Below are 23,634 nucleotides of genomic sequence, written 5' to 3'. Positions count from 1 at the left end.
CGCATCGGCCCGGACAGCGACTTGTGGAGTGTCCTGGACGTTTGCTGATCGTTCCCGGTTTTATGAACACCATTTTCGACAGCGCCCACACTCCGGAAGCCGGAACCGGTCCGGTCGCCGGCCCGCTCAGCACCGTCCTCCTCGGCGCGGACGCCCGCCGCGAGCACGGATTCTGGCGCCGCCTCGTCGCCACCGAGCCGTTCCGCCGGCCGCTCTGGCCGCCTCCCGGCCCCACGCCGGACGAGCGCCTCGCCCTGGCGCACGCACGGCTGCGCGCGCTCAACAACGCACTGGACAGCGCCGCCCGGCCCGCCGCGGACCCCCGCGCCCTGGCCGCACTGCACGAGTGGCTCGCCCCCGTGGACCCGGCGTTCGCCACGGTCGCGGGCATCCACTACAACCTCTTCCTCGGCAGCCTTCTGGACCACGACGCCGACAGCCCCCGCGATCTGTCGGACTTCCTCGGGCTGCGGCGGATCGGCACCTTCCTCTGTACGGAGGTGGCGCACGGCAACGACGCCGCGGCCATCGAGACGACCGCCACCTACGACCCCGAACGGGACGGGTTCGTGCTGCACACCCCGCACGCCGGCGCACAGAAGTTCATGCCCAACACCAGCCCGGCCGGCGGCCCCAAGTCGGGTCTCGTCGCCGCCCGGCTGATCGTCGACGGCCATGACCAGGGGGTCTTCCTGCTGCTGGTGCCGCTCACGGACGCGTCCCGGGCCCTGCCCGGGATCCGGGTGCGCCGGCTTCCCGCACGGATGGGCAGTCCGGTCGACCACTGCCTGACCTCCTTCGACCGGGTCTTCGTGGACCGCGGGGCGCTGCTCGGCGGCGCGCAGGGGCGGGTCGGCGACGACGGGGTGTTCCGCGGCGGCACCGACGGACGCAGGCGCCGCTTCCTCGCCTCGATCGGACGGGTCACCACCGGCCGGGTCTGCATGAGCGCCAGCGCGGTGGGCTCCGCCCGCACCACGCTGGCCGTCGCCGTCCGCTACGGCGGCCACCGCTTCGTCTCGGGCGGCCGCTCGGCGTCTCCCGTGCCGGTGATGGCCCACCGCAGCCACCACGGCCCGCTCGCCGAGGCCATGGCCACCGTCTTCGCGATGAGCCTGCTGCACCGGCGGGTGCTCGACCGGTGGGAGAAGGCGGCGGCCCGGCCGCCCGCGGAGCGGGAGACGGACGAGCGGCTGGTCGACATCGCCAAGGGATGGATCACCTGGCAGGCCAGGTCCGTGATCGTCGAATGCCGGGAGCGGTGCGGAGCCCAGGGGCTGCTGGAGAACAACGGAATGACCGAACTCGTCACCGGGATCGAGGGCGCCATCACCGCCGAGGGCGACAACCTGGCCATTCACTCCCGGGCGGCCGCCGGACTGCTCCTCGACGCGGCACGGGCCCCGAGGGAGGAGACGGCTGCCCGCCCCGCGGGCGGCAACCTCGCCGACCTCCGGTTCCTCGGCCGTCTCCTGGACGAGGTGGAGCGCATCTGGTTCGCCCGGGCCGCCGCACGGATGGCGGAGGCGGCGGAGGGCGACCCGCTGGCGCGCTGGAACGCGGCATCCGGGCCCGCGCTGCGGGGGGTCGAGGCCCATGCGTACCGGCAGGCGGCCCAGGCGTACGAGAACGCGCTCGCGGCGCTGCCCGGCGGCGAGGCCCGCGAGCGCCTGGACGAACTGGCCCGGCTGTTCGCGCTGCGCTGGGTCGCACGCAACAGCGGGGACCTGCTCGCGGCAGGCCACCTGACCGCCGGTCAGGTCGACGGACTGAGCGATGCCACCGAACAGCTCGTCACCGCGGTCGGCGGACATCTGCCGGAACTGGCCGCATCCTTCGCGCTGCCCGGTGAACTGCTCGCCGACTGGCCCATCACCGGAGCCCGCTACACCGACGCGTACGACGATCCGGGCGCCTCCTGGCACACCGCCGCGGCCCCGGAAGCGCCCGGCCCGCGCACCCCTGGTGGCGAATCGGTTCACCCCAACGTGTGACCGGAGCCGGGCCGCCCCGGACGGCCCGTGTCCGGGGCGGTGCGCGGCACACCGCCCCGGCCCCGCACCGCCGCTGAGCTGCGCAGAGGCTCGTGGTAGCGTGCCCGGAGCCAGTCGAACTCCACGTAGGGGTCAGGGAATCCGGTGCGAATCCGGAACTGACGCGCAGCGGTGAGGGGGACGGGCGGGGCCACGGCCACTGGGAGACCCACGGTTTCCCGGGAAGGCGTCCCGTCCGCATGAACCCGAGTCCGAAGACCTGCTGGCACCCGCGGTCCGGTACCGGGCCGCGGAACTCCGCACGGGCCCCGCGCATGGGCCCAGAGACGCCGAGGTACTCCGTGCCGCGCACAGCCGGCCCCGCCCGCTCCGCCGCCCTGCTCACCGCCGCCCTGATCCTGCTGACGGCCTGCGGCGGCGGCCTGGACAGCACAACCGCCAAGTCCGGCCACGCCGAGGGCTATCCGGTCACGCTGAAGAACTGCGGACGGACCGTCACCGTGGACGCGGCGCCGGAGCGCGCCGTACCGGTCGACCAGGGATCGACCGAGATCCTGCTCTCGCTCGGTCTCGCCGACCGGCTGGCCGCCACGGCCACCTGGACCGATCCGGTGCTCAAGGGCCTGGAGAAGGCCAACGCGGGCGTCCCGAGGATCTCCGACAACCGCCCCTCGTCGGAGAAGGTCCTGGACCAGGAGCCCGACTTCGTCAGCGCCTCCTTCGAGTCGACGCTCGCCAAGGGCGGTGTCGCCCCCCGCGAGCAGTTCGAGAAGCTCGGCGTCCCCACCTACGTCTCGCCCGCCGACTGCACCGCCAAGGACAACAGCAAGGACGGCGACGGCGTCCGCACCGGCGCCCTGACCATGGACAGCGTCTACGCCGAAGTGCGCGACCTGGCCGAGGTGTTCGGCGTTCCCGAGCGCGGCGAGAAGCTCGTCGCCGGGCTGCGCGCGCGGGTACGGAAGGCGACGAGCGGCATCGACGCCTCCGGCGCCTCGCTGCTGTACTGGTTCGCCAACTCCGAGGCCCCGTACCTGGCCGGCTGCTGTGGTGCGCCCGGCATCATCACCCGGGAACTCGGCGCGGAGAACGCCTTCGACGACACCCACGAGGAATGGCCGCAGATCAACTGGGAGACGGTCGCCGACCGCGACCCCGACGTGCTGGTCATCGGCGATCTGACCCGCAAGTCGCAGACCGCAGAGAGCGCCGCGAAGAAGATCGCCTTCCTGGAGTCCGACCCCGTCACGAAGAACATGGACGCCGTCCGGCACAAGCGCTATGTGCTGCTCAGCGGCCAGGCGATGAACCCGACCATCCGGACCGTCGAGGGCGTGGAGCGCGTGGCCGCCGGCCTGCGCACCTTCGGGCTCGCGGGGTGACGGACACCGAACGGGCCGCGGCGCCGCGCGAGGCCGCGGCCGTGCGCACCGGGCCCGGCCTCCGGCGCATCAGCGGTATCCGCGAAGGGCTCCTGTGGACCGGCGGGCTCCTGCTGCTCGCCCTGTCGGTGGCCGTCGCCGTCACCATCGGCCCGGCCCGGATCTCCGTCGCCGACGTCTGGTCCGCGGTCGCCTCCCACCTCGGCGCGGGCGAGTCGCGGCTCAGCCCGATCCGCGACGGCATCATCTGGAACCTGCGCATGCCGCGCACCCTGCTCGCCGCCGTCTGCGGCGCGGGGCTCGCGGTCTGCGGCACCGTCATGCAGTCGCTGCTGCGCAACCCGCTTGCCGACCCGTTCGTCCTCGGGGTCTCCTCCGGAGCCTCGACCGGCGCCGTCGTCGTGGTCGTCCTCGGGGTCGGCGGGGGAGCGGTCTCCCTGTCGGCCGGCGCGTTCATCGGGGCGCTGTGCTCCTTCGCCCTGGTCATGCTGCTCAGCCATACCCTCGGCGGCAGCACCGACCGGGTCGTCCTGTCCGGGGTCGCGGCCATGCAGCTCTTCTCCGCGCTCACCTCCTTCGTCGTGATGACCGCCGCCGACGCCGAGCAGACCCGCGGCGTCCTGTTTTGGCTGCTGGGCTCGCTCGGGGGCGTCGGCTGGAGCGATGTGTGGATCTGCTCCGCCGTGCTCGGCGTGACGCTGCTGATCTGCCTCGGCCACGCCCGTACGCTCGACGCCTTCGCCTTCGGCCAGGACGCGGCGGCCACGCTCGGCGTCCACGTCGGCCGTACCCGGATCGTCCTGCTGTGCACCACCGCACTGCTGACCGCCGCTCTGGTGAGCTCGGCCGGTGCTATCGGGTTCGTCGGGCTGGTGCTGCCGCACGCGGCCCGGGCGCTCACCGGCTCCGGGCACCGCAGACTGCTGCCTGTCACCGCACTCGCCGGGGCCGTGTTCCTGGTCTGGGTCGACACCCTCGCCCGGACCGTCCTCGATCCGCAGGAGGTACCGGTGGGAGTCGTCACCGCACTCATCGGGGTCCCCGCCTTCGTGCTGGTCCTCCACCGCACCCGGCGGACCCCGTGACCCGGGCCCTCGGCGGCCTGCGGGCCGACCGGGTCAGCCGGGAGGCGGGCGGCCGCCTCATCCTGGACGGCGTCTCGCTCGCTCCGCCGCCCGGCGCCACCATCGGGCTGATCGGCCCGAACGGCTCCGGGAAGTCCACCCTGCTGCGGATCCTGGCCGGAGTCCTCGCTCCGGACGCGGGACTGGTCACTCTCGACGACGACCCGCTGAACGAGGTCGGCCGCCGCACCGTGGCCCGGCGCGTCGCAGTGGTCGACCAGCACGCCGTGACCCAGGTCGAGCTCAGCGTCGTGGACGTCGTACGCCTGGGCCGCATCCCGCACCGCCGCGCCTGGTCGGCGCCGTCGGAGGCCGACGAGAGGGCGGTGCGGGAGGCCCTGGAGCGGACCGGTCTCGCGGAACGCCGCGACCAGTCCTGGCACACACTCTCCGGCGGTGAACGCCAGCGCGTCCAGATCGCCCGGGCGCTCGCCCAGCGGCCGCGCGAACTGCTCCTGGACGAACCGACCAACCACCTGGACATCCAGCACCAGCTCGAACTGCTGACCCTGGTCACGTCGTTGCCGCTGACCGCCGTCGTCGCCCTGCACGATCTCAATCTGGCCGCGATGTTCTGCGACCGGATCGTGGTGCTGGACGGGGGAAAGGCCGTCGCGGGCGGCACTCCGGCGGAAGTGATCACGGAGGGGCTCATCGCCGAGGTCTACCGGGTGCGGGCCGTCGTGACACCGGACGGCCCGCAGGGGAGGCCCTCGGTGCGCTTTCGTCCGGGGCGGGCCTGAGCTTCCTGCCGCGTCCGGTGCGGTCCGATGCGTCGCGGCCGCCGGGTCGCCCCGCGCCGTGGAGCGCGCAAGGGGCGGGCCCCGGTGCGGGGCCCGCCCCTCTCTCGGTGCGGTGCGGTGGAGTACGTCCGTCCGGCGCGGCGTGGCGGGGGTCAGCGGCGCCGTCCCTGACCGAACTCGCCGCCCATGTCCTTGCCACCCGTGTCCTTGCCGCTCTTGCTGGTGCCGTCCGCGTAGTCGATCTGCTCCTTGCGCAGCTCGGCGGAGACTTCCTTCTGCTCGGTCACCTTCTTCGTTTCCATCCGCACCCGCTCGACCGGCACGGTCTCCTTGCGCATCGTGGCGCGTTCGGCGTGCAGGGTGACCTCCACGTCCTGCTCGGTGATGTCGGACCGGCCGGCGGCCTTGTCGCCCGGACGGAGCGGTTCACGGATCACGCGCACCTCTTCGTGCGTGACGGGCACGGTCCTGGTGACGTTCTCGGTGACGACGTACTTGTGGAGACGGGCCTTGCCGCTCTCGTACTCCTCGGTGCCGATGTGCAGCTGTTCCTCGGAGCGGATCAGTTCCTCCTTGCCGCTGAGGTCGGCGCTGGAGCGTTCGGCTCCCGCACCGGCTCCGACCAGCGGACGGGACGTGCCCGAGGTTTCGGTGTCGCGGTGCCTGCCGGTCCCGGTGCCCGCACCGGCCATGCCGGCCGACGTGGTCTTGTCGGTCGTGCGGCCCGTGCCCGCGGCACCCATGGCCCCGGCCCCGGCCCCTGCTGCGGCACCGGCCCCGGCCGCGCCCATGGTGCCCGTGCCGGTCGTGGTCGGTGCGTCGGCGCTCGTGGTGCCGGCGGCCCCGGCGCGGTCGCCGAGGTTGGCCTTGGTATTCCGGCTCAGGCCGTAGTGCCGGTAGAGCTCTTCCTCCTCGGAGACGGACAGATGGGCGTCCGCGTCCACCCGGGGGGCTTCCTTCACCCGGTCCTTCGGATGCGAGATGTGCAGGTCGGAGCCCACGCGACGGGCTCCGGCGAGAGGCACGAAACTCTCCTTCATACCGAACAGGCCGGTCTTCACCGTGATCCAGTCCGGTCGGCCGGTGTTGTCGTCGACATACACCCGCCCCACGTTGCCGATCTTCTCGCCCTCGGTGTCGTACACCGTCAGGCCGTCGAGCTCTCCGGAATCCGTGAAACCGTCAGCGGCTCCCATGACCGATTCCTCCTCGCCCGGGCGCGTCCTGTGGGTGGGTCCAGCAGGGGAGGCGCGTCCGGATTCCATCGCGCCTCACCCGGATGGGCGCTGCAACCGCCCGGCCGCCGGAGGCCGGCCGCCGTACCCGCCCCACGTCGGTGCAGGCCCCGTGCGATGCGGCTGTGGGGCTTCCGTCCCGATTAGGCCAATCGAGTGAACGAGGGCGGGGAGGCCCCGTGAGCCCGCCCACCGCAGAGCGGGGCGGAACGGCCGCGTCGTGAGGAACGCGGAGCGGACGGCGTTCTCCGCCTTCACCCGGGCACCGGAGCGGACGGCGTTCTCCGCCTTCACCCGGGCACCGGACCCGACGGCGTTCTCCGCCTTCGCGCGGCACCGGACCGACCGCGTTCTCCGCCTCCATCCGGGCAGCGGACCCGTCCTTGTCGCAGGGCCCGCCCTCCACCGCCCCCTGAGCAGGCCGTTCCCGCCGCTGAGCGAATTTCCGGGAAACCCTTGACACCCGCTGAGGCCGCCCGCATCCTTTCGCCAGAAATCGCAACGGCGTTGCGATTTCCGCACCGGAAGATCGACGACGTGGACCAAGGAGGCCCGGCCCATGGCTGAGCGCGGCACGGACACCACCACTCCGGCACCGGCCGGACAGCAGGCCCCCGCCGTGCTGCAGACCGTGGACCGGGCCCTGCTCGTGCTGCTCACGTTCACCGAGCAGCGTCCGGAATGGGGCGTCAGCGAACTGGCCCGCCACCACGGCTGGGACAAGGCCGTCGTGCAGCGCCTGCTCACCACCCTGAGCGCGCGCGGCTTCCTGCTCTGCGACGACAACAGCCGCCGCTACCGCCCGGGTCCGGCCCTCTCCCGGCTGGCCAGGGTCAGCGAGCACAGCGGCGTGCTGTCCTCGATCTCCCGCCCGATACTCGCCCGGCTGCTCCGCGAGACCGGCGAGAGCATCGTCCTCAACGTCCCGCACGGCGGCAGCTACCGCTGCGAGGCCGCCGTCGACGGCACCGGGCCCGTCCGCTACACCGCGATCATCGGCGCGGTCATGCCCGGCCACGCCGGGGCGTCCGGGCACACGATCTTCGCGTACCACCCCGAACGCGAGATCCGGCAGATGTTCGGCGCCACCGGACTGACGCGCTTCAACGACCGCACGATCACGGACCTGGACGCGCTCCTCGCCTGCTACGCGCAGGTCCGCGCCGATGGCTACTGCATCAGTCACGGCGAGTACGACGAAGCGGTGACCGCGGTCTCCGCCCCCGTCTTCCAGGGGGACGGCGTCCCCGCCTCCCTGACCGTCATCGGCCCGTCCCACCGCGTGGACCGGGCCGCCGAAACCCTCGTGACGCTGGTACGCGCCGGAGCGGCGGAGATCACCGCCGCCCTCGGCGGCTGAGCCCCGCGCCCCGAACGAACCCGCCCCACCGCGGCCCTCCCGCGCCGCCGGCCTGCCCCGGTCCCGCCCCGGCCGCCCACCCCACCGGGGGACTCACCGAGCTCCCCGCCCTGCTCACCGAAGGGGGTGCCCCATGGCGCACCACGTCTCTGCGCCGCACCCTGCCCCGCAGCCGCCGGGTCCCGAAGAACCCCAGTCGCATCCGAGGGTGACGGAACCCGTCCTGCTGGTCATCCTCGTCGTGCTCTCCGCCGTCGGCGCCGTCATCGGCATCGACCTCGTCTCCAAACTGGGGATCTCCGCCAACACCTCGGTCGTCGGCGCACTCGTCGCCATGCTGATCGGACGCATCCCCCTCGGCTTCCTGAGCCGGATGCGTTCCGTGCACCGCCAGAACCTGGCCCAGAGCGCCATCTCGGCCGCGACCTTCGCCTCGGCGAACGCGCTGCTCACCTCCGTGGCCGTCCCGTACGTCTTCGGCCGCGAGGACCTGGTCTGGCCGATGCTCGCCGGCGCGTGCATCGGCCTCCTCGTGGACGCCTGGGTCCTCTACCGGGCCTTCGGCTCCCGGCTGCTGCCCGCCGACGCCGCCTGGCCGCCCGGCACGGCCGCCGCCGAGACCATCAAGGCCGGCGACCGGGGAGGACGCCGCGCCCTGATCCTGGCCGGCGGCACCGCGGTCGGACTCGCCGGGACGCTCTTCAGCCTGCCGCTCTCCGCCGCCGGTGTGGCCTTCCTCGGCAACGTCTGGGCGCTGATGATGTTCGGCATCGGCCTGATGCTGCGCCAGTACAGCCCCGATGTCTTCCACACCGATCTCGGCGCCGGGTACATCCCGCACGGCGTCATGGTCGGAGCCGGGATCGTCGCACTCGGCCAGGCGGTCCACCTGCTCATAGGCCGACGTGAACGCAAGCGGAGGGAAGCCGCCGCGGAGGCTTCGAGCGTCGCGACCGTCCAGGACACGGACCCGACCACCGCCTTCACCGTCGACGAACGGGCCCTGCGGGCCTCCCTGATCCGCGGCTTCGCGCTCTTCACCGGGGGCGCGGCCGTCCTCGCCGTCCTCGGCGGCCTGATCGGCGACATGAGCCCCCTCGGCATCGTCGGCTGGGTCCTGTTCGCCGCCTTCGCGGCCCTGGTCCACGAACTGATCGTCGGCCTCGCCGCCATGCAGTCCGGCTGGTTCCCGTCCTTCGCCGTCACCCTGATCTTCCTCATCCTGGGCCTCGCCATCGGCATCCCGTCCGTACCGCTCGCCCTGCTGGTCGGGTACGTCTCCGCCACCGGACCCGCATTCGCCGACATGGGCTACGACCTCAAGGCCGGCTGGCTGCTGCGACGCGAGCACCGCCCCTGGGACCCGTTCGAGCGCGAGGGCCGCCGCCAGCAGTTCATGGCCGCCCTCATCGGATTCGCCGTCGCCCTCGTCGTGGTCGCCCTCGCCTGGCGCTCCTACTTCGGACAGGGACTCATCCCGCCCGTCGCCAAGGTCTACGCCGACACGATCAAGAGCGGGCTCAGCGACCCGGACGCGGTACGCACCATGCTGCTCTGGGCCGTTCCCGGCGCGGCCATCCAGCTGCTCGGCGGCACCCGCCGGCAGATGGGCGTCATGCTCGCCACCGGCCTGCTCATCCTCACCCCGCAGGCCTGCTGGCTCGTCCTCGGCGCCCTCGTCGTCCGGGTCGGCTACCGGAAGCTGCGCGGTCCCGCCGCCGACGAGGAACTCAACCTGGTCGGCGCCGGACTGATCGCGGGCAGCTCGCTGGGCGACTCGGCCCAGATCCTCAAGACCTGACGGCCCCACCACCCCCTGAACCACAACCCGCACCACCGCACCACTCAGCACCACCCGCATGGCAAGGAGAACCACCCCGTGGACATGTACAGCAGGCTCGAACCGCGCCCCGAGTACCTCAGCTTCGAACTCGCCCTGGCCGCCCGCAAGCTCGTCGAGGAGGTCATGCTGGTCAAGCGCGGCGAGCACGTCGTCCTCACCGGCGACACCAGCAGCGACCGCCGCGTCATCGAGGCCACCGCCCAGGCCGTCGCCGCCGCCGGAGCGCACCCCGTCGTCGTCTGGTACGAGACGCTGCCCGGCGCCTCCATGGAGCCGCCCCGGCCCGTCGCCGGTGCCATCGCCGACGCCGACGTGTGGATCGAGTTCGCGGTCTCGTACCTGATGCACTCCGACGCCTTCCGCACCGCGATGGCGAACGGCTGCCGCTACACCAATCTGACCGCGATGGACGTCCAGATGCTGGTCGCCACCGTCGGCCGTCCCGACTTCCAGGGCGTCATCCGCCTCGGCAAGGCGCTCGTCGCCCTCCTGGAGGCCGCCGACGAGGTCCGGATCACCTCCGCCAACGGCACCGACCTCGTCGGCCGCAACGGCGACCGGCCGATCAACCTGCGCGGCAAGCCCGCCGAGAAGCCCGGCGAGACCGTGATGCTCTCCGGCCAGATCTCCTGGAACCCCCTGGAGGAGACCCAGGACGGCGTCCTGGTCTTCGACGGTGCCCTGTGGCCGCCGGACGAGCTCGGCCTGCTGCGCTCCCCGGTCCGCTGCACCGTCGAGAAGGGCGTCGTCACCAAGATCGAGGGCGATGCCGACGCGGACACCTTCCGCCGCTGGATGGAGTCCTTCGACGACCCGAACATGTTCCGCATCGCGCACTGGTCGCTCGGCTTCAACCCCGGCGTCCTCGCCCCGACCGGCCGCATCGTCGAGGACGAACGCGTCTTCGGCTGCGTCGAGCTCGGCATCGGCACCAAGGGCGCCTGGATCGGCGGCGAACCGTGGGTCGCCGCCGCCCACACCGACGGCAGTGTCCTCGGCCCGTCCATCTACCTGGACGGCGTCGCCATCGAGGAGAACGGGCGCTACGTGCACCCCGAGCTCGTCGGGATCTGCCGCGACCTGGGCGTCGCCGGCTACTGAGCCGACCGCCGGGCGGGCCCGCACCACCCTGGTGCGGGCCCGCCCGGCACCCGTGAAACCGCACCGAGTCGCGCAAGGAGCGCCCATGACCACCCCCGCCCCCGTCTCCTACCGCCACGACGGCCTGGTCTGCACCGACCACACCCTCACCGTGCCGCTCGACCACCACACCCCGGAGGGCCCCGCGATCCGTCTGTTCGCCCGCGAGGTCGTCGCCGAGGGACGTGAGCACGAGGACCTGCCCCGCCTGCTCTGGCTCCAGGGCGGCCCCGGCGGCCGCGCCGAACGCCCCAACGCCGCGGGTGCGTGGCTGCGCCGAGCCCTCGCCGACTACCGCGTCATCCTCCTGGACCAGCGCGGCACCGGCCGTTCCACCCCCGCCGACCGGGTCACCCTGGCACGCTTCGGTGCGGACTCCGGGGCCGCCGCCGACTACCTCGCGCACTTCCGCGCCGACTCGATCGTCCGCGACGCCGAACACCTGCGCCGCCACCTCCAGGGCGAGGTGCCGTGGAGCGTCCTCGGCCAGAGCTTCGGCGGATTCTCCACCCTCACCTATCTCTCCTTCGCACCGGAAGGCCTCACCCAGGCGTACATCACCGGCGGGCTGCCGACGCTCACCGGCCATGCCGACGACGTCTACCGCGCCGCGTACGCCCGCACCCTCGCCCACAACGAGCGCTACTTCGCGCGCTACCCCGGCGACCAGGCCCTCGCCGACACCGTCGCCGCCCACCTGGACACGCACGACGTCCGGATGCCGGCCGGGGAACGCCTCACCGTGCGCCGTTTCCAGAGCCTCGGCATCACCTTCGGTACCGCGGCCAAGTTCGACTCGCTGCACTACCTCCTGGAGACCGCCTTCGCCGAAGGCCCCGACGGACCGGAACTCACCGACACCTTCCTGCGCGGCGTCGACGCCGCCGTGTCCTTCGCCGAACGCCCCCTGTACGCCGCGCTCCACGAGCCGATCTACGCCCAGGGCGGCCGCCCCACCGACTGGTCCGCACACCGGATCCGCCAGGAGTTCCCCGCCTTCGACGCCACTGCCGGCGGCCCGCTCCGGTTCACCGGCGAGATGGTCTACCCCTGGCAGTTCGACGAGGATCCGGCGCTCGTCCCGCTGCGCGGCGCCGCCGAGGCGCTCGCCGCCCGTACCGACTGGCCGGCCCTGTACGACCCGGACCGGCTCGCCGCCAACGAGGTTCCCGTCGTGGCCGCCGTCTACCACGACGACATGTACGTCGACCGGGAGCACGCCCTGGCCACCGCCGGTGCCGTGCGAGGACTGCGGACCTGGGTCACCGACGCCTACGCCCACGACGGCGTCCGGGCCGACGCCGCCGTACTGGACCGGCTGATCGCCATGGCCCGCGGCGAGGCCTGACCCCCGGCACCGGGGCGCCCCCGGGTGAGCCCCGCCGCGGCACCTATGATCGACGGGTCCCACGCCGACCACCGTCCTGCCGCACCACCGGGGGTATCCCATCCGTTCCGTACGCATCCGGCTGCCCGAACAGCGCGGTGAACTGCTGGCCCGGCGCGAGGACGGCCTCGAACTGCACCATCTCGTGTGGCGGCTGGGACCCGGCTGGCGGGTGTGCAGCAGCGCGGTACTCGGCGGCGGCATCGGCCCGCGCGACTGGATCCTCAACGCGCAGGTGCCCGGCGGCTATCCGCGCATGGACCCCGACCGCCACCTGGCCGAGATCGCCGCCGCCGAACGGCTCACCGGCCCCGGTGCCGGACTGATGACGGCCGCCGACGTCACCGCGTATGCGGTCGCCGCCGACGAGGGCGTCACCGCGACCGCCACCTGCGGTCTCGGCGTACGGGGCTGGGCGGCGGCAGCGGCCGAGGGAAGCGGGGGACCGCAGCGGCCGGGGACGGTCAACATCGTCGTCACGCTCCCCGCGCCCCTGACCGACGCCGCGCTCGTCAACGCCGTCGCCACCGCCACCGAGGCCAAGGTGCAGGCACTCCTGGACGCCGGGCTCGACTGCTCGGGCACCCCCACCGACGCCGTCTGCATCGCCGCACCCGAACCGCGTGACGGCGTGCGCGAACTATTTGCCGGACCCCGCTCACGGTGGGGCGCACGGCTCGCCAGAGCGGTGCACGCCGCGGTCCTCGAAGGCGCGCAGCGTCAATCCTGAGTATCCGAAGCGCCGAGACAGTATCCGAAGCGCCGCGACCGGACCTTCCGGCCGGCCGACGAAGGGACCTTGCCTCATGACCTCAGCCGCCGCCACCGTTGTGGCCCGTCCCGTCGTCGCCGTGCTCGGCACCGGGATCATGGGCGCCGCCATGGCCCGCAGCCTGCTCCGGGCCGGACTCGACGTCCGGGTCTGGAACCGCACCCATGCCAAGGCGGCCCCGCTCGCCGCCGACGGCGCCACCGTCGCGGCCACCGCGGCCGAAGCCGTACGCGGCGCCGATGTTCTTCTCGCCGCGCTCAACGACAGCACCGCCGTCGCCGCCGCGCTCACCGCCGCGTCCGACGGACTGCGCCGCGGCCAGATCCTCCTGCAGAGCTCCACCGTCGGCCCGGAGGGAACCGCCGATCTGGCGCAGCGCGCCGCCGACCTCGGCCTGGTCTACCTCGACGCCCCGGTCGCCGGTACCCGCCGGCCCGCCGAGGAGGGCAAACTCACCGTCCTCGTCTCGGGACCGTCAGCCGCCCGCAGGGATGTCGAGCCGGTGCTGGACGCGATCGGGCAGCGCACGGTCTGGGTGGCCGAGGAGCCTGGCGCCGCCTCCCGGCTGAAGCTCGTGGTCAACACCTGGGTGATCACCATGGTGAGCGGGGTCGCGGAGTGCCTGAACCTCGCCGAGGGACTCGGCGTGGACCCTCAGGCGTTCCTCGACGTCGTCAAGGGTGGGCCCCTCGACTCTGGCTATCTGCAGGGCAAGTCCGCCGCGGTGCTCTCCGGTGACCTCACCCCGAGTTTCGCTCTGTCCACGGCCCTCAAGGACACCCGTCTGATCCTCGACGCCGCGGAGAGTTCCGGTGTGCGGCTGGACCTGACCGCCGCGTCCGCCGCCCGTTTCGAGCGGGCCGAGGCGGCCGGACACGGTGACGAGGACATGATCGCCACCTACTACGCCGGACGGCCCACGCAGAAGGACGGCGGCTGACCCGGTCGCGCCCGGCACCGGCGCCCGTCAGACGACCCGCACCTCGTGCCGCACCACCGCGTCGAACAGATAGCCCTGGGCGTTGTGCACGGCGACGTCCGGCTGGACGCGGCCCGACCGGTCCGTCGCCCGTGCCAGCAGGACGGCCGGGCCGCGCGCGCCGGGCACCCAGTCGGCCGACCAGCGCACCCAGCTACCCCTCCGCGGTTCGTCATGCAGCCGCGCCCGGCGCCACCGCGTGCCCCCGTCCGTGCTGATCTCGACCGTGCGCACAGGTGCCCCGCCCGACCACGACCGTCCGGTCAGCACCTGGCGCCGACGGGCGGGGAACTCCGCGTCAGAGGCCAGCTCGAAGGCACTCTTCAGCGTCTGCCGGGTCAGCGGCGCACTGCCCTCGGCCGGGTAGCCGGGGCCGAACAGCCGGTAGAGGCCGGTGTTCCACGGGGAGACCAGGGGCCGGGCGCTCACCTCGATGTCGCCGACCCACTTGATGTTCGCGATCCCGACCCAGGACGGCACGATCAGCCGCACCGGATGGCCGTGATCGGGCGGCAGCGGTTCGCCGTTCATCTCGTACGCGAGGAGCACGTCGTCCAGTGCCTTCGCCACCGGCAGCGGCCGGCGCACATGCCCGAGGTTGATCCCGTCGCTGACCACCTCGTCGTCGAGGCCCCGCGGCAGCACGTCGACGGCGTGCCGGGTGATGCCCGCGCGGTGCAGTACGTCGCCGAGCCGCACTCCGCGCCAGCGCGCCGTGCCGATCGCCCCCAGGGTCCAGGCCGTGCCACTGACCTGCTGCCCCTGCTGAGTCGTGTAGTAGCTGCGGGCGTTGCCCGCGCACTCGACGAACGCGGTACGCGTCACCGACGGCAGCGCGCGCAGTTCGTCGTACGTGAACTCCACCGCAGGGCCGCCGAGTCCGTCGCCCCACACCCTGAGCCGCCAGTCGGCTGCCTCGATCCGCGGGGTCACCGTGTGGTTGCGTACGAAGAACCGTTCGGCCGGAGTGAGCAGCCCGGTCGTCCGCAGTGCGGCGAAGTTCGTCTCCGCGTTGGTGCCGCGCACCGTGAACACGTCGGGCGGCAGCGGCTTCACGATGCCCGGGGCGGCGGACGCCGCGTGCGCGGGAGGGGCGAGCCCGGCGAGCGGGGCCGCCACCGACGCGGCAGCGACCAGCCGCAGCAGATCACGGCGCTCGATCCCCGCGGAGCGCGCGGCACCGCGCGCCCACTGGCGCAGCCGCATCCGGTCGTAGGAGGCCTCGGACGGCGGAACGGATCTCATGGACGGCTCCAGGGGCGGGAGGAGAGCGGGACGGCAGAGCGGATCGGAGACGCGGATGTGTGTCATCGGCCCGCAGAGCGGATCAGCCGTTCGACGGCGTGGGTGCACAACAACGCCCGCCGGGGCGACACGCGGTGGAGACGGGGCGTCCCGGATCCACGTGCCGCCGCGAGGAGGGAGCCGGGTTCGCGGGCATGCGGGTGAGCGTGTCAGCGGCCCACCGGGGCGTCAACGCACTCCGGCAGGGACCCGGGGCCCGTCGGGAACGTACGAGGACCGGACCCGTCGACGCGCGCGGCGCGGCCCCGCGCCCTCGGCACGGCTCCGACCTGCGCGGACGCGGCACCGGGGAGATCCGGCACGCCGGGCCGGGGCAGGGAGCCGGTGGTGTTCCCGGGGGGTGTGGATTTCATCGGGCCGCAATCTTCGGACGGCCGCGACGGCCGGAACCGGCGAGAACCGCGTCCGGACACACGTGTGGGCTCCGGGTCGCCGCGGCGACCCGGAGCCCACACGTCACGCTCACTCCTCGATGGTCATCCCGTCACGGAGCCTGTGCAGAATCCGGCTGATCAGCCGGGAGACGTGCATCTGCGAGATGCCGAGCTCGGCGCCGATCTGCGACTGCGTCATCTCCTGGCCGAACCGCATGTCGATGATGCGACGCTCACGCTCGTCCAGATCGTCCAGCAGCGGTGCCAGGGCGTGCAGGTTCTCGACCGTCTCCATGGCCGGATCCGGGCTGCCCAGCACATCGGCGAAGGTCCGCCCCGTCGTGCTGTGCTGCCCCGAGTCGGCCGCGGCGGCCGGCATGTCCAGCGAACCCGCGGTGTACCCGTTGGCCGCCACGATGCCCTCGGTGATCTCCTCCTCGCTCAGCCCCAGGTGCTCGGCGAGCTCGGGAACGGTGGGGTCGCGGTCGAGCTCGCCGGCCAGGGCCTCCTTGGTCTTGGCGATGTCGACCCGCAACTCCTGGAGCCGGCGGGGGACATGGACCGCCCAGCTGGTGTCACGGAAGAATCGTTTGATCTCCCCGGTGATGTACGGAACCGCGAAGGAGGTGAACTCGACCTCGCGGGACAGGTCGAACCGGTCGATGGCCTTGATCAGCCCGATGGTGCCGACCTGGACGATGTCCTCCATGTCGCCGCTGCCCCGGTTCCTGAACCGGCCGGCGGCGAACCGGACGAGGGAGAGGTTCATCTCGATGAGCGTGTTCCGCGCGTACTGATGGGCGGCCGTCCCCTCCTCCAGGACCTGGAGGCGGTCGAAGAACAGCCGGGACAGTTCCCGTGCGTCGGTGGGCGCCACCTTGCCCGCGTCCTCGATCCACGGCAGGTCGCCGAGGTCCATGGGGGCCGGTCCGGTGCCCGTGAGTTCGTCCTGCCCGGCGACAGCCGTCACGGCTGCTCCCTGGCCGGCCGGTGCCGACCGTGCACTCTCCGCTCGCTCCGCACCGGCAGTCCGCGCAGTGTGCGTCGTCATCTCGTCACGCTCCCCTGGTGGTAGGCCATCAGGTGTAGACGCCTGCCCCGTCAGGAGATTCCCATGCGCACAAACGGAATTTGATCAGTGACTTGGCGTCAATGGCCGGAAGTCGAGGGGCCTCCCGCCTCCGGGGCAGGGCGCGGCATCCCGGCACAGGGAACCGCCCCACCGGTACGGGGGAGCCCGGTGGGGCGGTCCTCACCAGAGTGCCACAGCCGCGGCCGCCAGGGGACGGGCCGACGCGTATCCGGCGGTAGTTGAGTCGAAATCGACGGTGCCCCGAGGCGGGCACGGCCCCGGGCGGAGAGTCAGTCGCGCGGATATCCGACGACCGTGTGGGTGACCGCGGGGGAGTCCTCGGTGGTGTAGTAGTGGCTGCACTGTGCCGAGAAACGGGCGGTGTCCCCCGCCTCCAGGAGGTACGGAACGTCGTTCACCACCAGCGTCACCTGACCGGACATCACGAGCACGTACTCCACCGAGTCCGCGCCGTGCGAACTGACCTGGCTCTGCGCGTGCGGGTGGAGCCTGGTCCGGTAGATCTCCAGACGGCCCTGCTCGTGACCGGAATACAGCAGGCTGACCGAGGTCTCGTCCTCGGGCTCGTCCAGCGTGGAGACCCGGATGATCTCCGGCTCCAGCAGCGGCTGGCGCAGCAGATCCGTGCAGTTGGTGCCCAGCACGTCGGCGACCCTGACCAGCACGTCGACCGTCGGATTGGCCTCCGCGCGCTCTATCTGGGACAGCAGTCCCTTGCTGACTCCGGTCGCGGCCGACAGCTCACGCAGGCTCCAACCCCTGGCGAGCCGACGGCGGTTGAGATTTCCGGCCAGGGAAGCCCGCACACCGGAGGCGGACTTCCCGGCCTCCGGCGGACGTGCGGCCGCGGGCGGTCCGGCGTCGGTGGTCGTCTCGGACACCGTTCCTCCTCGCTCTCGGTGGTACGCGCAGGTCAGCGGCACACTCTACCCGCGCCGGCGCGGACCGGTCAGGGACGGCGGCCGATGCCGGCGCTCGCGGGAACCGCGTCGATCATGCGACGGGTCCAGGGGTGTCGCGGGGCGTCCAGGACCTGGGCGGCGACCCCCTGCTCGACGATCCGTCCCCGGTGCATCACGGCCACCAGGTCCGCGATCTGCCGCACCACGCCCAGGTCGTGGGTGATGAACAGCACCGCGAAGCCCTCCTCGCGCTGAAGCGTGACGAGCAGGTTGAGCAGCTGGGCCTGGACCGACACATCGAGCGCCGCCACCGCCTCGTCGCAGATCAGCAGCCGGGGCCGGGCGGCCAGGGCGCGTGCCAGGGCGACCCGTTGACGCTCGCCGCCGGAGAGCGCGGCCGGACGACGCCTGGCGTACGCACCGGGCAGCCCGACCTGTGCGAGGAGGTCGTCCACCCCGGGCGCGTCGCCCCGCCCGCGCCCGCCCCCGGCGGCGGCCAGGGCCTCGCGCAGCGTCGCGCCCACGGTGCGCAGCGGGTTGAGCGAGGAGTACGGGTCCTGGAACACGATCTGTACCTGTTCCGCCAGACGCCGCCGGTCCGCCGTGGTGGGACGACGCCCCGCGGGCAGGGCGATCCCGCCCACGGACACCGCGCCCCCGTCGAAGGTCTCCAGGCCGACCGCGATCCTGGCGAGCGTCGTCTTGCCCGAGCCGGACTCGCCGACCAGGGCGACGACCGTGTTCCGCGGAACGGTGAGGCTGACATCGAGCAGTGCGGTGTGGTCCCCGGCCGACGAGCGGAAGGTGCGGTCGACGGAGGTGGCCACGAGCGCCGCATCCGGGGCGGGTTCCTCGCCGGGCCCCCGGCCGGGCACCGTCGCCGGCTCCGCGACCACGCGCGCCGACGGTCCGACGAGCGCGCCACCGAGCTCGGGCAGGCGCACACAGGCCGACGACCGGCCCGTTCCGCCCGCCGCCCCGGCCCCCGCCGGGGGCAACAGCTCGACCGGTTCGCTGCGGCACACCGGGGCCGCGTGGGCGCAGCGGTCGGCGAACGGGCAGCCCGGTCCCCGGGAACCCGGGGTGGGCACGGAGCCGGGAATGGCCGGGAGTTCCGCGAACCGCTCGTGCACCGACGGCTCGGAGGCCAGCAGGCCCGCGGTGTACGGATGCAGCGGTCCGGACTCCAGCTCCTGCGAGCTGCCGTGCTCCAGCACCTGGCCGGCGTACAGCACGTACACCCGGTCGCAGGCGGAGAACGCGACCCGCAGATCGTGCGTGATGAGGACCAGCCCCATGTGCCGGCTCCGCTGCAGGCCACGCAGCAGATCCAGTACGGCACCCTGACTGGCGGCGTCCAGGGCCGTGGTCGGTTCGTCCGCGATCAGCAGTTCGGGATCGCCCGCGAGCGCAGCCGCCGCGGCGACGCGCTGACGCATCCCGCCCGACAGCTCGTGCGGATAGCGGTCGGCGACATCGGGGCCGAGGCCGACCTCTGCCAGCCGCCGCTCCACTTCGGCGCGCCGGGCCGCCTTCGCCCGACGCAGGTTGCGTCCGCCGTCGAGGTCGCGGAGACCGTCCGCGATCTGACGTCCGCAGGTCAGCTGCGGATGGAGCATGGTGAACGGGTCCTGCATCAGCAGCGTGACGCGCCGTCCACGCAACGCGTGGTGTTCGCGCGGCGAAAGACCGAGGACCTCCCGGCCGTCGATGCGTACGGAGCCGCCCGTCACCCCGGTACCGGACGGCAGCAGCCCCGCAACGGCCCGCATGGCCAGGGACTTGCCACTGCCGGACTCACCCACGATGCCGATGCACTCGCCCCGGCCCACCTCCAGCGAGATGCCCTCCAGGATCGGGACCGGACCGCCCGGCGCGGCCGTCGCCGCCACTCGGAGGCCGTCGACGGCCAGCAGCCGGCCGGTGGCCGGTGAAGCGGCGGGGGTAGGGCCGGCCATGGCCGCGCGCGCTGTCATCAGGACCTCCCACGGTCGGAGAACGCCTCGAACAGCCGGTCGCCGAGGAGGTTGAGTGCGACGGCCGCCGCGACGATGAGTACGGCAGGAGCGAGGGCCGCGGAAGGGTTGTCGTACAGCAGGGTGCGGTTCTCGGAGAGCATCCGGCCCCAGTCCGGGGCACCCGGCGGGACACCGAGGCCGAGGAACGACAGGGAGCTCAGCGCCACGATCGCCCCGGCGAAGTTCAGCAGGGTGTTCGCCACGACGACGGGCAGCACATTGGGCCAGATGTGCCGGGTCATCACGGTGAAGGGGGAGAGGCCCAGGGTCTGTGCCTCCTCGACGTACGCGCGGTGCCGCTGCTCCAGCACGGCGGACCGCACCAGCCGGATGTCGGCGGGCGACGTCAGCACGACGAGCACGCCGACGGCCAGCGCGTAGCCGCCACCGCCGATCCCGGCCACGACGATCGTCACCAGGAGCGCGGGCAGCGCCAGCAGCAGATCGGCCCAGCGCCGCACGACGGTGTCGATCCACCCGCCGCGGTAGCCGGCCAGCAGGCCGAGGACGTTGCCGATGACCATCGACCCGACCGCGACGAGGGCCGCACCCGCCAGGGTGGACCGGGCACCGGCGACCACCATCCGCGCGATGTCACGGCCGAGTTCGTCGGTGCCGAGCAGATGCCCGCCACCGGGCATGGCCGCGCCGGTCGCGAGGTCCTGGGCGTCCCAGTCCGGCAGGACCAGCCGGCCGACGGTCGCGGCCAGTGCGAACAGCACCAGCAGGACGGTGCAGCAGACGGTGAGCGGGGAGAACCCGCGGTCGGTACGGGATGTCATGCGTTCTCCTCCGCACGGGCGCCGGACGACAGGGCGGGGGCGGACGTCTTCGGCGTGGACGGGGTCCTGGCCGCGGGTGCGCTCCGCAACTGCGGATCCAGCAGCGGCTGTACGAGATCGGTGACGAGGTTGGCCAGACAGACGAGGGCGGCGATGAGCAGCGCCTCGGCCTGGACGACCGGCACGTCCCGGAAGGTGACCGAGTCGACGAGCAGGGAACCGAGCCCCGGCAGTGCGAAGACCTGCTCCACCATGACCGTTCCCGCCAGGAGGTAGGCGAGGATCAGCCCGATGCCGGTGAGGACGGGCACGACGGTGCCGCGCAGCACGTACCGCAGCAGGATGTCCCGCTCCCGCACACCCCGGGCGCGGGCGAACGTGACGTGTTCGCGGCCGAGTTCCCGGATCACCGCCGCCCGGGTCAGTTTCAGCAGGACGGCGGTCACGGCGAGTCCGAGCGCCAGGGCGGGCAGCACCAGGTGGGTGAGCCGGTCCGTGCCCGTGCCCTCGCCCGGTCCGTACGCCGGGAACCAGCCGAGCATCAGCGAGAACACGTAGATGAGCACCAGTCCGCCCGCGAACGCCGGGGTGGACAGGGCCACCACACCGAGGCTCTGCACGGCCCGGTCGGTGACGCGCCGGTTGCGCAGGCCCGCCAGGACGCCCAGCGGTATCCCGAGCAGCAGCGCCACGGCGAAGCCCAGGCCGACCAGCTGCCCGGTGAGCACCAGGCGGTCGCCGAGTGCGGCGGCGACGCTCTCGCCGGTGCGGATCGACGTACCGAGATCGAGCCGGACGGCGTCACTCAGCCAGTACCAGTACTGGACGGCCATCGGGCTGTCGAGGTGGTGGCGGGCCCGGACGGCGTCCAGCGCCTCGGGGGTGGCACTGCGCGGGCCCAGCAGCGTCTGGGCGGGGTCGCCCGGGGCGGCCTGGAGCAGGGCGAACACGGCGACGGACAGGACGACCAGCAGTCCCAGGGTTCCGCCGAGGCGGCGTACCACGAGCCCGGCGGGGAGCGCGGCGCTCAGCCGCGACCGGGTGGTGGCCGTCATCGCTCGTCTCCGGCAGGTCCGGCGGAAGCCGGGCGGGGGATGGCGGGACCCGAGGATGTCAGGGGGGTGACGTCCTCCGGCCCCGCCGGGGGAGCCGTGCCGGGGATCGGCTCGGGGGAAGCGTCCCCCGGCACGGCGGTCGGGCGGGCGGCCGCGGGACGCGGCGCCAGGTGGGTGGCGAGCCACTGTTCGACCCGGGCCGCGGCATCGAGGAGATGGCCGCCGTCGGTGAACTCGTGGCCCTCGTCCGGATACACGTACAGCTCGACGGGGGCGCGGCCGGTGCGCAGCAGCGACCGGTACAGCTCCTGGGCCTGGCCGACCGGCGTGACCCGGTCCGCGGAGCCGTGCACGATGAGCGTCGGGGTGCCGCTGCCGCCGCGGGCGAAGACCGGCGAGCGCCGGATCAGCTCCTGCGGGGTGTCCGGGCCGCCGATCGCGTAGGTCCGGTCGTAGCCGCCGCCGATGTTGCTGGTGTGCGTGAAGCTCAGCCAGTCGGTCGGCGCCGAGACGACGACCGCGGCCCGGAACACATCGGTGCGTGCCGCGGCCTGGGCGGCGAGGAAGCCGCCGTAGCTGTGGCCCAGGACGGCGGTGCGGTCCGGGTCGGCGAGCCCGGCGTCGATCAGGTGGCGCACACCGGACAGCACGTCGTCCAGGTCGGCGCCGCCCACGTCGCCGACCACGGCACGGGCGTGTTCGAGTCCGCGGCCGTTGCTGCCGCGGGGGTTGGGCAGCAGCACCAAGTATCCGGCGGCGGCCAGGGCGGGCGCGAGTCCCAGCACGTCGCCCGGCGCGTATCCGGCGGACCAGAGCCAGGCGGGGCCGCCGTGCACGAGGACGGCGAGGGGGCGGGGGCCGGTGCTGTCGCCGGCGGAGAGGACGAGCCCCTGGACGGTGCGGCCGTCGGCCGCGGACCAGAGGATCTGTTCGGTACGGAGACCGGCGAGTTCGGGGTCCGGGGGATCGTTGAGCGCGGTGACCGGCGCCCAGTTCCAGGCGTCCTGACCCCCGGTGCGGGCGATGACCGCCTCGGGGGGACGGCCCGGCGCGTCGAGCACGGTCGCGGCCAGCAGCCCGTCGCCGCTGAGCGAGAGTCCGGGCTGGTAGCCGGACCCGCCGAGGGTGGCCGGGCCCGACCAGCGGGTGGGGGCGCCGGGGCCGGTGTGCCCGACACGGGATCCCGTACCGTCCCAGCCCGCGAACCACAGGGCGCCGGGTTCCCTCTCGTCGAACCGCAGCCAGGTCGCGTCCTCGACGCCGGGCACCACGACGGTGTCCCCGGTCGTCAGACCGACCACGACCGGGCGTCCGGCGACGATGGAGATGCCTTCGCAGACCGCCGCCGACCGGCCGTCGGCGGCGAGCGCGGGGGCGCCCAGCTGTCCCCGGGGCGTGTACACGGTCCTGGCGGTGCGGGCGTCGAGGTCCAGGGCGGCAAACCGGGCACCGTAGTACCCGGCGGGCAGCGTGTCCTCGCAGACCGTCGCGACAGCGGTCGCACCCCCGCGCCACGCGACGTTCCACACCGTGAGCCCCGCCGGCCCTGCCTCCCGTACCGCACCGTCGGCGAGATCGACGAGATGCAGCGAGCGGCGGCCGGTACCCGGGGCGAAGCGTTCCGGCGCCGGTAGGGATCCGAGTCGCACCGGCAGGCCGAGGTGCATGCCGTCCTGCTCCGCACCGTCCGCCGCGCAGAGCAGCAGCGCCTGGTGGCCGTCGTCGGAGACCAGGAGCTCCTCCACGGCGCCGGGTGCCCGGACGACGGTGCGTACCGTGCCGGTGCGTGTGTCCAGGGCCGCGAGCCACACCTCGGTTCCGGACGGGCCCCCGCTCTCGGCGATGTGCAGCAGGGTCCGGGAGTCGGGCAGCCAGCGCGGGCTGTGACGGTCCGTCGACGCGGCCGGTGCCGATGCCGCGCGCGGCACGGGGACCGGCGTGCCCGCGGCCCGGTCGGTCATTGCGGCGGGGACCGGAGCAAGGACCAGCCCGGCCCCCTCGGGGCCCGCCGCTGCCACGGCGACCGCGCGGCCGTCCGGGCTGATCCGGGCCTCTACCGGGTGGACCAGGCGCAGCATCGCCTCGCGGACGCGCCGCACGACGATCGCAGCGGGACTGGGCATGGGTTTCCGTTCCTCGAAGGTGT

18 protein-coding genes and 1 riboswitch are annotated in these 23,634 nt (G+C 73.3%); of the genes, 10 read left to right on the top strand and 8 right to left on the bottom strand.

Annotation, left to right across the window (positions count from 1 at the left end):
- Positions 1-62 precede the first annotated feature (62 nt).
- The 4 genes from OG446_RS01315 to OG446_RS01300 all read left to right on the top strand — a co-directional run bounded on the left by OG446_RS01315 (position 63) and on the right by OG446_RS01300 (position 5,243).
- Entirely contained in the window at positions 63-1,994 is a 1,932-nt protein-coding gene (locus OG446_RS01315) for an acyl-CoA dehydrogenase family protein (protein ID WP_328892241.1), read from the top strand.
- Positions 1,995-2,088: 94 nt separating this feature from the next.
- Positions 2,089-2,275, top strand: a riboswitch (cobalamin riboswitch).
- Positions 2,276-2,335: 60 nt separating this feature from the next.
- Positions 2,336-3,376, top strand: a complete 1,041-nt coding sequence (locus OG446_RS01310) for an ABC transporter substrate-binding protein (RefSeq protein WP_328892240.1) — start codon at positions 2,336-2,338, stop codon at positions 3,374-3,376.
- Positions 3,377-3,417: 41 nt separating this feature from the next.
- Positions 3,418-4,461 carry a FecCD family ABC transporter permease gene (locus OG446_RS01305; protein ID WP_328898166.1) on the top strand — a complete coding sequence of 348 codons (1,044 nt, stop codon included), beginning with the start codon at positions 3,418-3,420 and terminating at the stop codon, positions 4,459-4,461.
- Positions 4,458-5,243, top strand: a complete 786-nt coding sequence (locus OG446_RS01300; RefSeq protein ID WP_328892239.1) for an ABC transporter ATP-binding protein — start codon at positions 4,458-4,460, stop codon at positions 5,241-5,243. Before OG446_RS01305 ends, OG446_RS01300 begins: the two co-directional genes overlap by 4 nt.
- Before the next feature lie 152 nt (positions 5,244-5,395).
- On the opposite strand, the gene OG446_RS01295 is transcribed toward OG446_RS01300, so the two are convergent.
- The gene (locus tag OG446_RS01295; RefSeq protein WP_328892238.1) at positions 5,396-6,439 is read right to left on the bottom strand and encodes a PRC and DUF2382 domain-containing protein; all 1,044 of its coding nucleotides are present in this window, start codon (positions 6,437-6,439) and stop codon (positions 5,396-5,398) included.
- A gap of 598 nt (positions 6,440-7,037) precedes the next feature.
- Here OG446_RS01295 and OG446_RS01290 point away from each other — a divergent pair.
- The 6 genes from OG446_RS01290 (at position 7,038) to OG446_RS01265 (ending at position 13,920) form a co-directional block, all read left to right on the top strand.
- Complete coding sequence (locus OG446_RS01290) at positions 7,038-7,838, top strand: IclR family transcriptional regulator (RefSeq protein ID WP_328892237.1); 801 nt, start codon at positions 7,038-7,040, stop codon at positions 7,836-7,838.
- A 133-nt stretch (positions 7,839-7,971) separates the two neighbouring features.
- A complete protein-coding gene (locus tag OG446_RS01285) occupies positions 7,972-9,639 on the top strand; it encodes an OPT/YSL family transporter (RefSeq protein ID WP_328892236.1) in 1,668 nt (555 codons plus the stop codon).
- Positions 9,640-9,723: 84 nt separating this feature from the next.
- On the top strand, positions 9,724-10,782 hold the full coding sequence (locus tag OG446_RS01280; RefSeq protein WP_266787589.1) for a hypothetical protein: 1,059 nt from the start codon (positions 9,724-9,726) through the stop codon (positions 10,780-10,782).
- A gap of 85 nt (positions 10,783-10,867) precedes the next feature.
- Entirely contained in the window at positions 10,868-12,169 is a 1,302-nt protein-coding gene (locus OG446_RS01275; protein ID WP_328892235.1) for an alpha/beta fold hydrolase, read from the top strand.
- 115 nt (positions 12,170-12,284) lie between these two features.
- Positions 12,285-12,938, top strand: a complete 654-nt coding sequence (locus tag OG446_RS01270; protein ID WP_443050258.1) for an adenosylcobinamide amidohydrolase — start codon at positions 12,285-12,287, stop codon at positions 12,936-12,938.
- 76 nt (positions 12,939-13,014) lie between these two features.
- The gene (locus tag OG446_RS01265) at positions 13,015-13,920 is read left to right on the top strand and encodes an NAD(P)-dependent oxidoreductase (protein ID WP_328892234.1); all 906 of its coding nucleotides are present in this window, start codon (positions 13,015-13,017) and stop codon (positions 13,918-13,920) included.
- Positions 13,921-13,947: 27 nt separating this feature from the next.
- Here OG446_RS01265 and OG446_RS01260 read toward each other — a convergent pair whose 3' ends face one another.
- From OG446_RS01260 to OG446_RS01230, 7 genes are all read right to left on the bottom strand, one after another.
- Positions 13,948-15,204 carry a sulfite oxidase gene (locus OG446_RS01260; RefSeq protein WP_328892233.1) on the bottom strand — a complete coding sequence of 419 codons (1,257 nt, stop codon included), beginning with the start codon at positions 15,202-15,204 and terminating at the stop codon, positions 13,948-13,950.
- 522 nt (positions 15,205-15,726) lie between these two features.
- Positions 15,727-16,689, bottom strand: coding sequence for an RNA polymerase sigma factor SigF (locus tag OG446_RS01255; protein WP_389257076.1), 963 nt, complete (start codon positions 16,687-16,689; stop codon positions 15,727-15,729).
- A 311-nt stretch (positions 16,690-17,000) separates the two neighbouring features.
- Positions 17,001-17,612: a helix-turn-helix domain-containing protein gene (locus OG446_RS01250; protein ID WP_328892232.1), complete on the bottom strand. Its 612-nt coding sequence runs from the start codon at positions 17,610-17,612 to the stop codon at positions 17,001-17,003.
- 68 nt (positions 17,613-17,680) lie between these two features.
- The gene (locus OG446_RS01245) at positions 17,681-19,609 is read right to left on the bottom strand and encodes an ABC transporter ATP-binding protein (RefSeq protein WP_328892231.1); all 1,929 of its coding nucleotides are present in this window, start codon (positions 19,607-19,609) and stop codon (positions 17,681-17,683) included.
- Positions 19,609-20,433 carry an ABC transporter permease gene (locus tag OG446_RS01240; protein ID WP_328892230.1) on the bottom strand — a complete coding sequence of 275 codons (825 nt, stop codon included), beginning with the start codon at positions 20,431-20,433 and terminating at the stop codon, positions 19,609-19,611. Before OG446_RS01240 ends, OG446_RS01245 begins: the two co-directional genes overlap by 1 nt.
- Entirely contained in the window at positions 20,430-21,488 is a 1,059-nt protein-coding gene (locus OG446_RS01235) for an ABC transporter permease (protein WP_328892229.1), read from the bottom strand. Before OG446_RS01235 ends, OG446_RS01240 begins: the two co-directional genes overlap by 4 nt.
- Positions 21,485-23,611, bottom strand: a complete 2,127-nt coding sequence (locus OG446_RS01230; protein ID WP_328892228.1) for an alpha/beta hydrolase family protein — start codon at positions 23,609-23,611, stop codon at positions 21,485-21,487. Before OG446_RS01230 ends, OG446_RS01235 begins: the two co-directional genes overlap by 4 nt.
- Positions 23,612-23,634: the final 23 nt, after the last annotated feature.

The sequence above is a fragment of the Streptomyces sp. NBC_00236 genome, from assembly GCF_036195045.1.
Lineage (GTDB): Bacteria > Actinomycetota > Actinomycetes > Streptomycetales > Streptomycetaceae > Streptomyces.
Note: the sequence above shows the minus strand (reverse complement) of the source record. Positions and strands in the feature narration are given on the sequence as shown.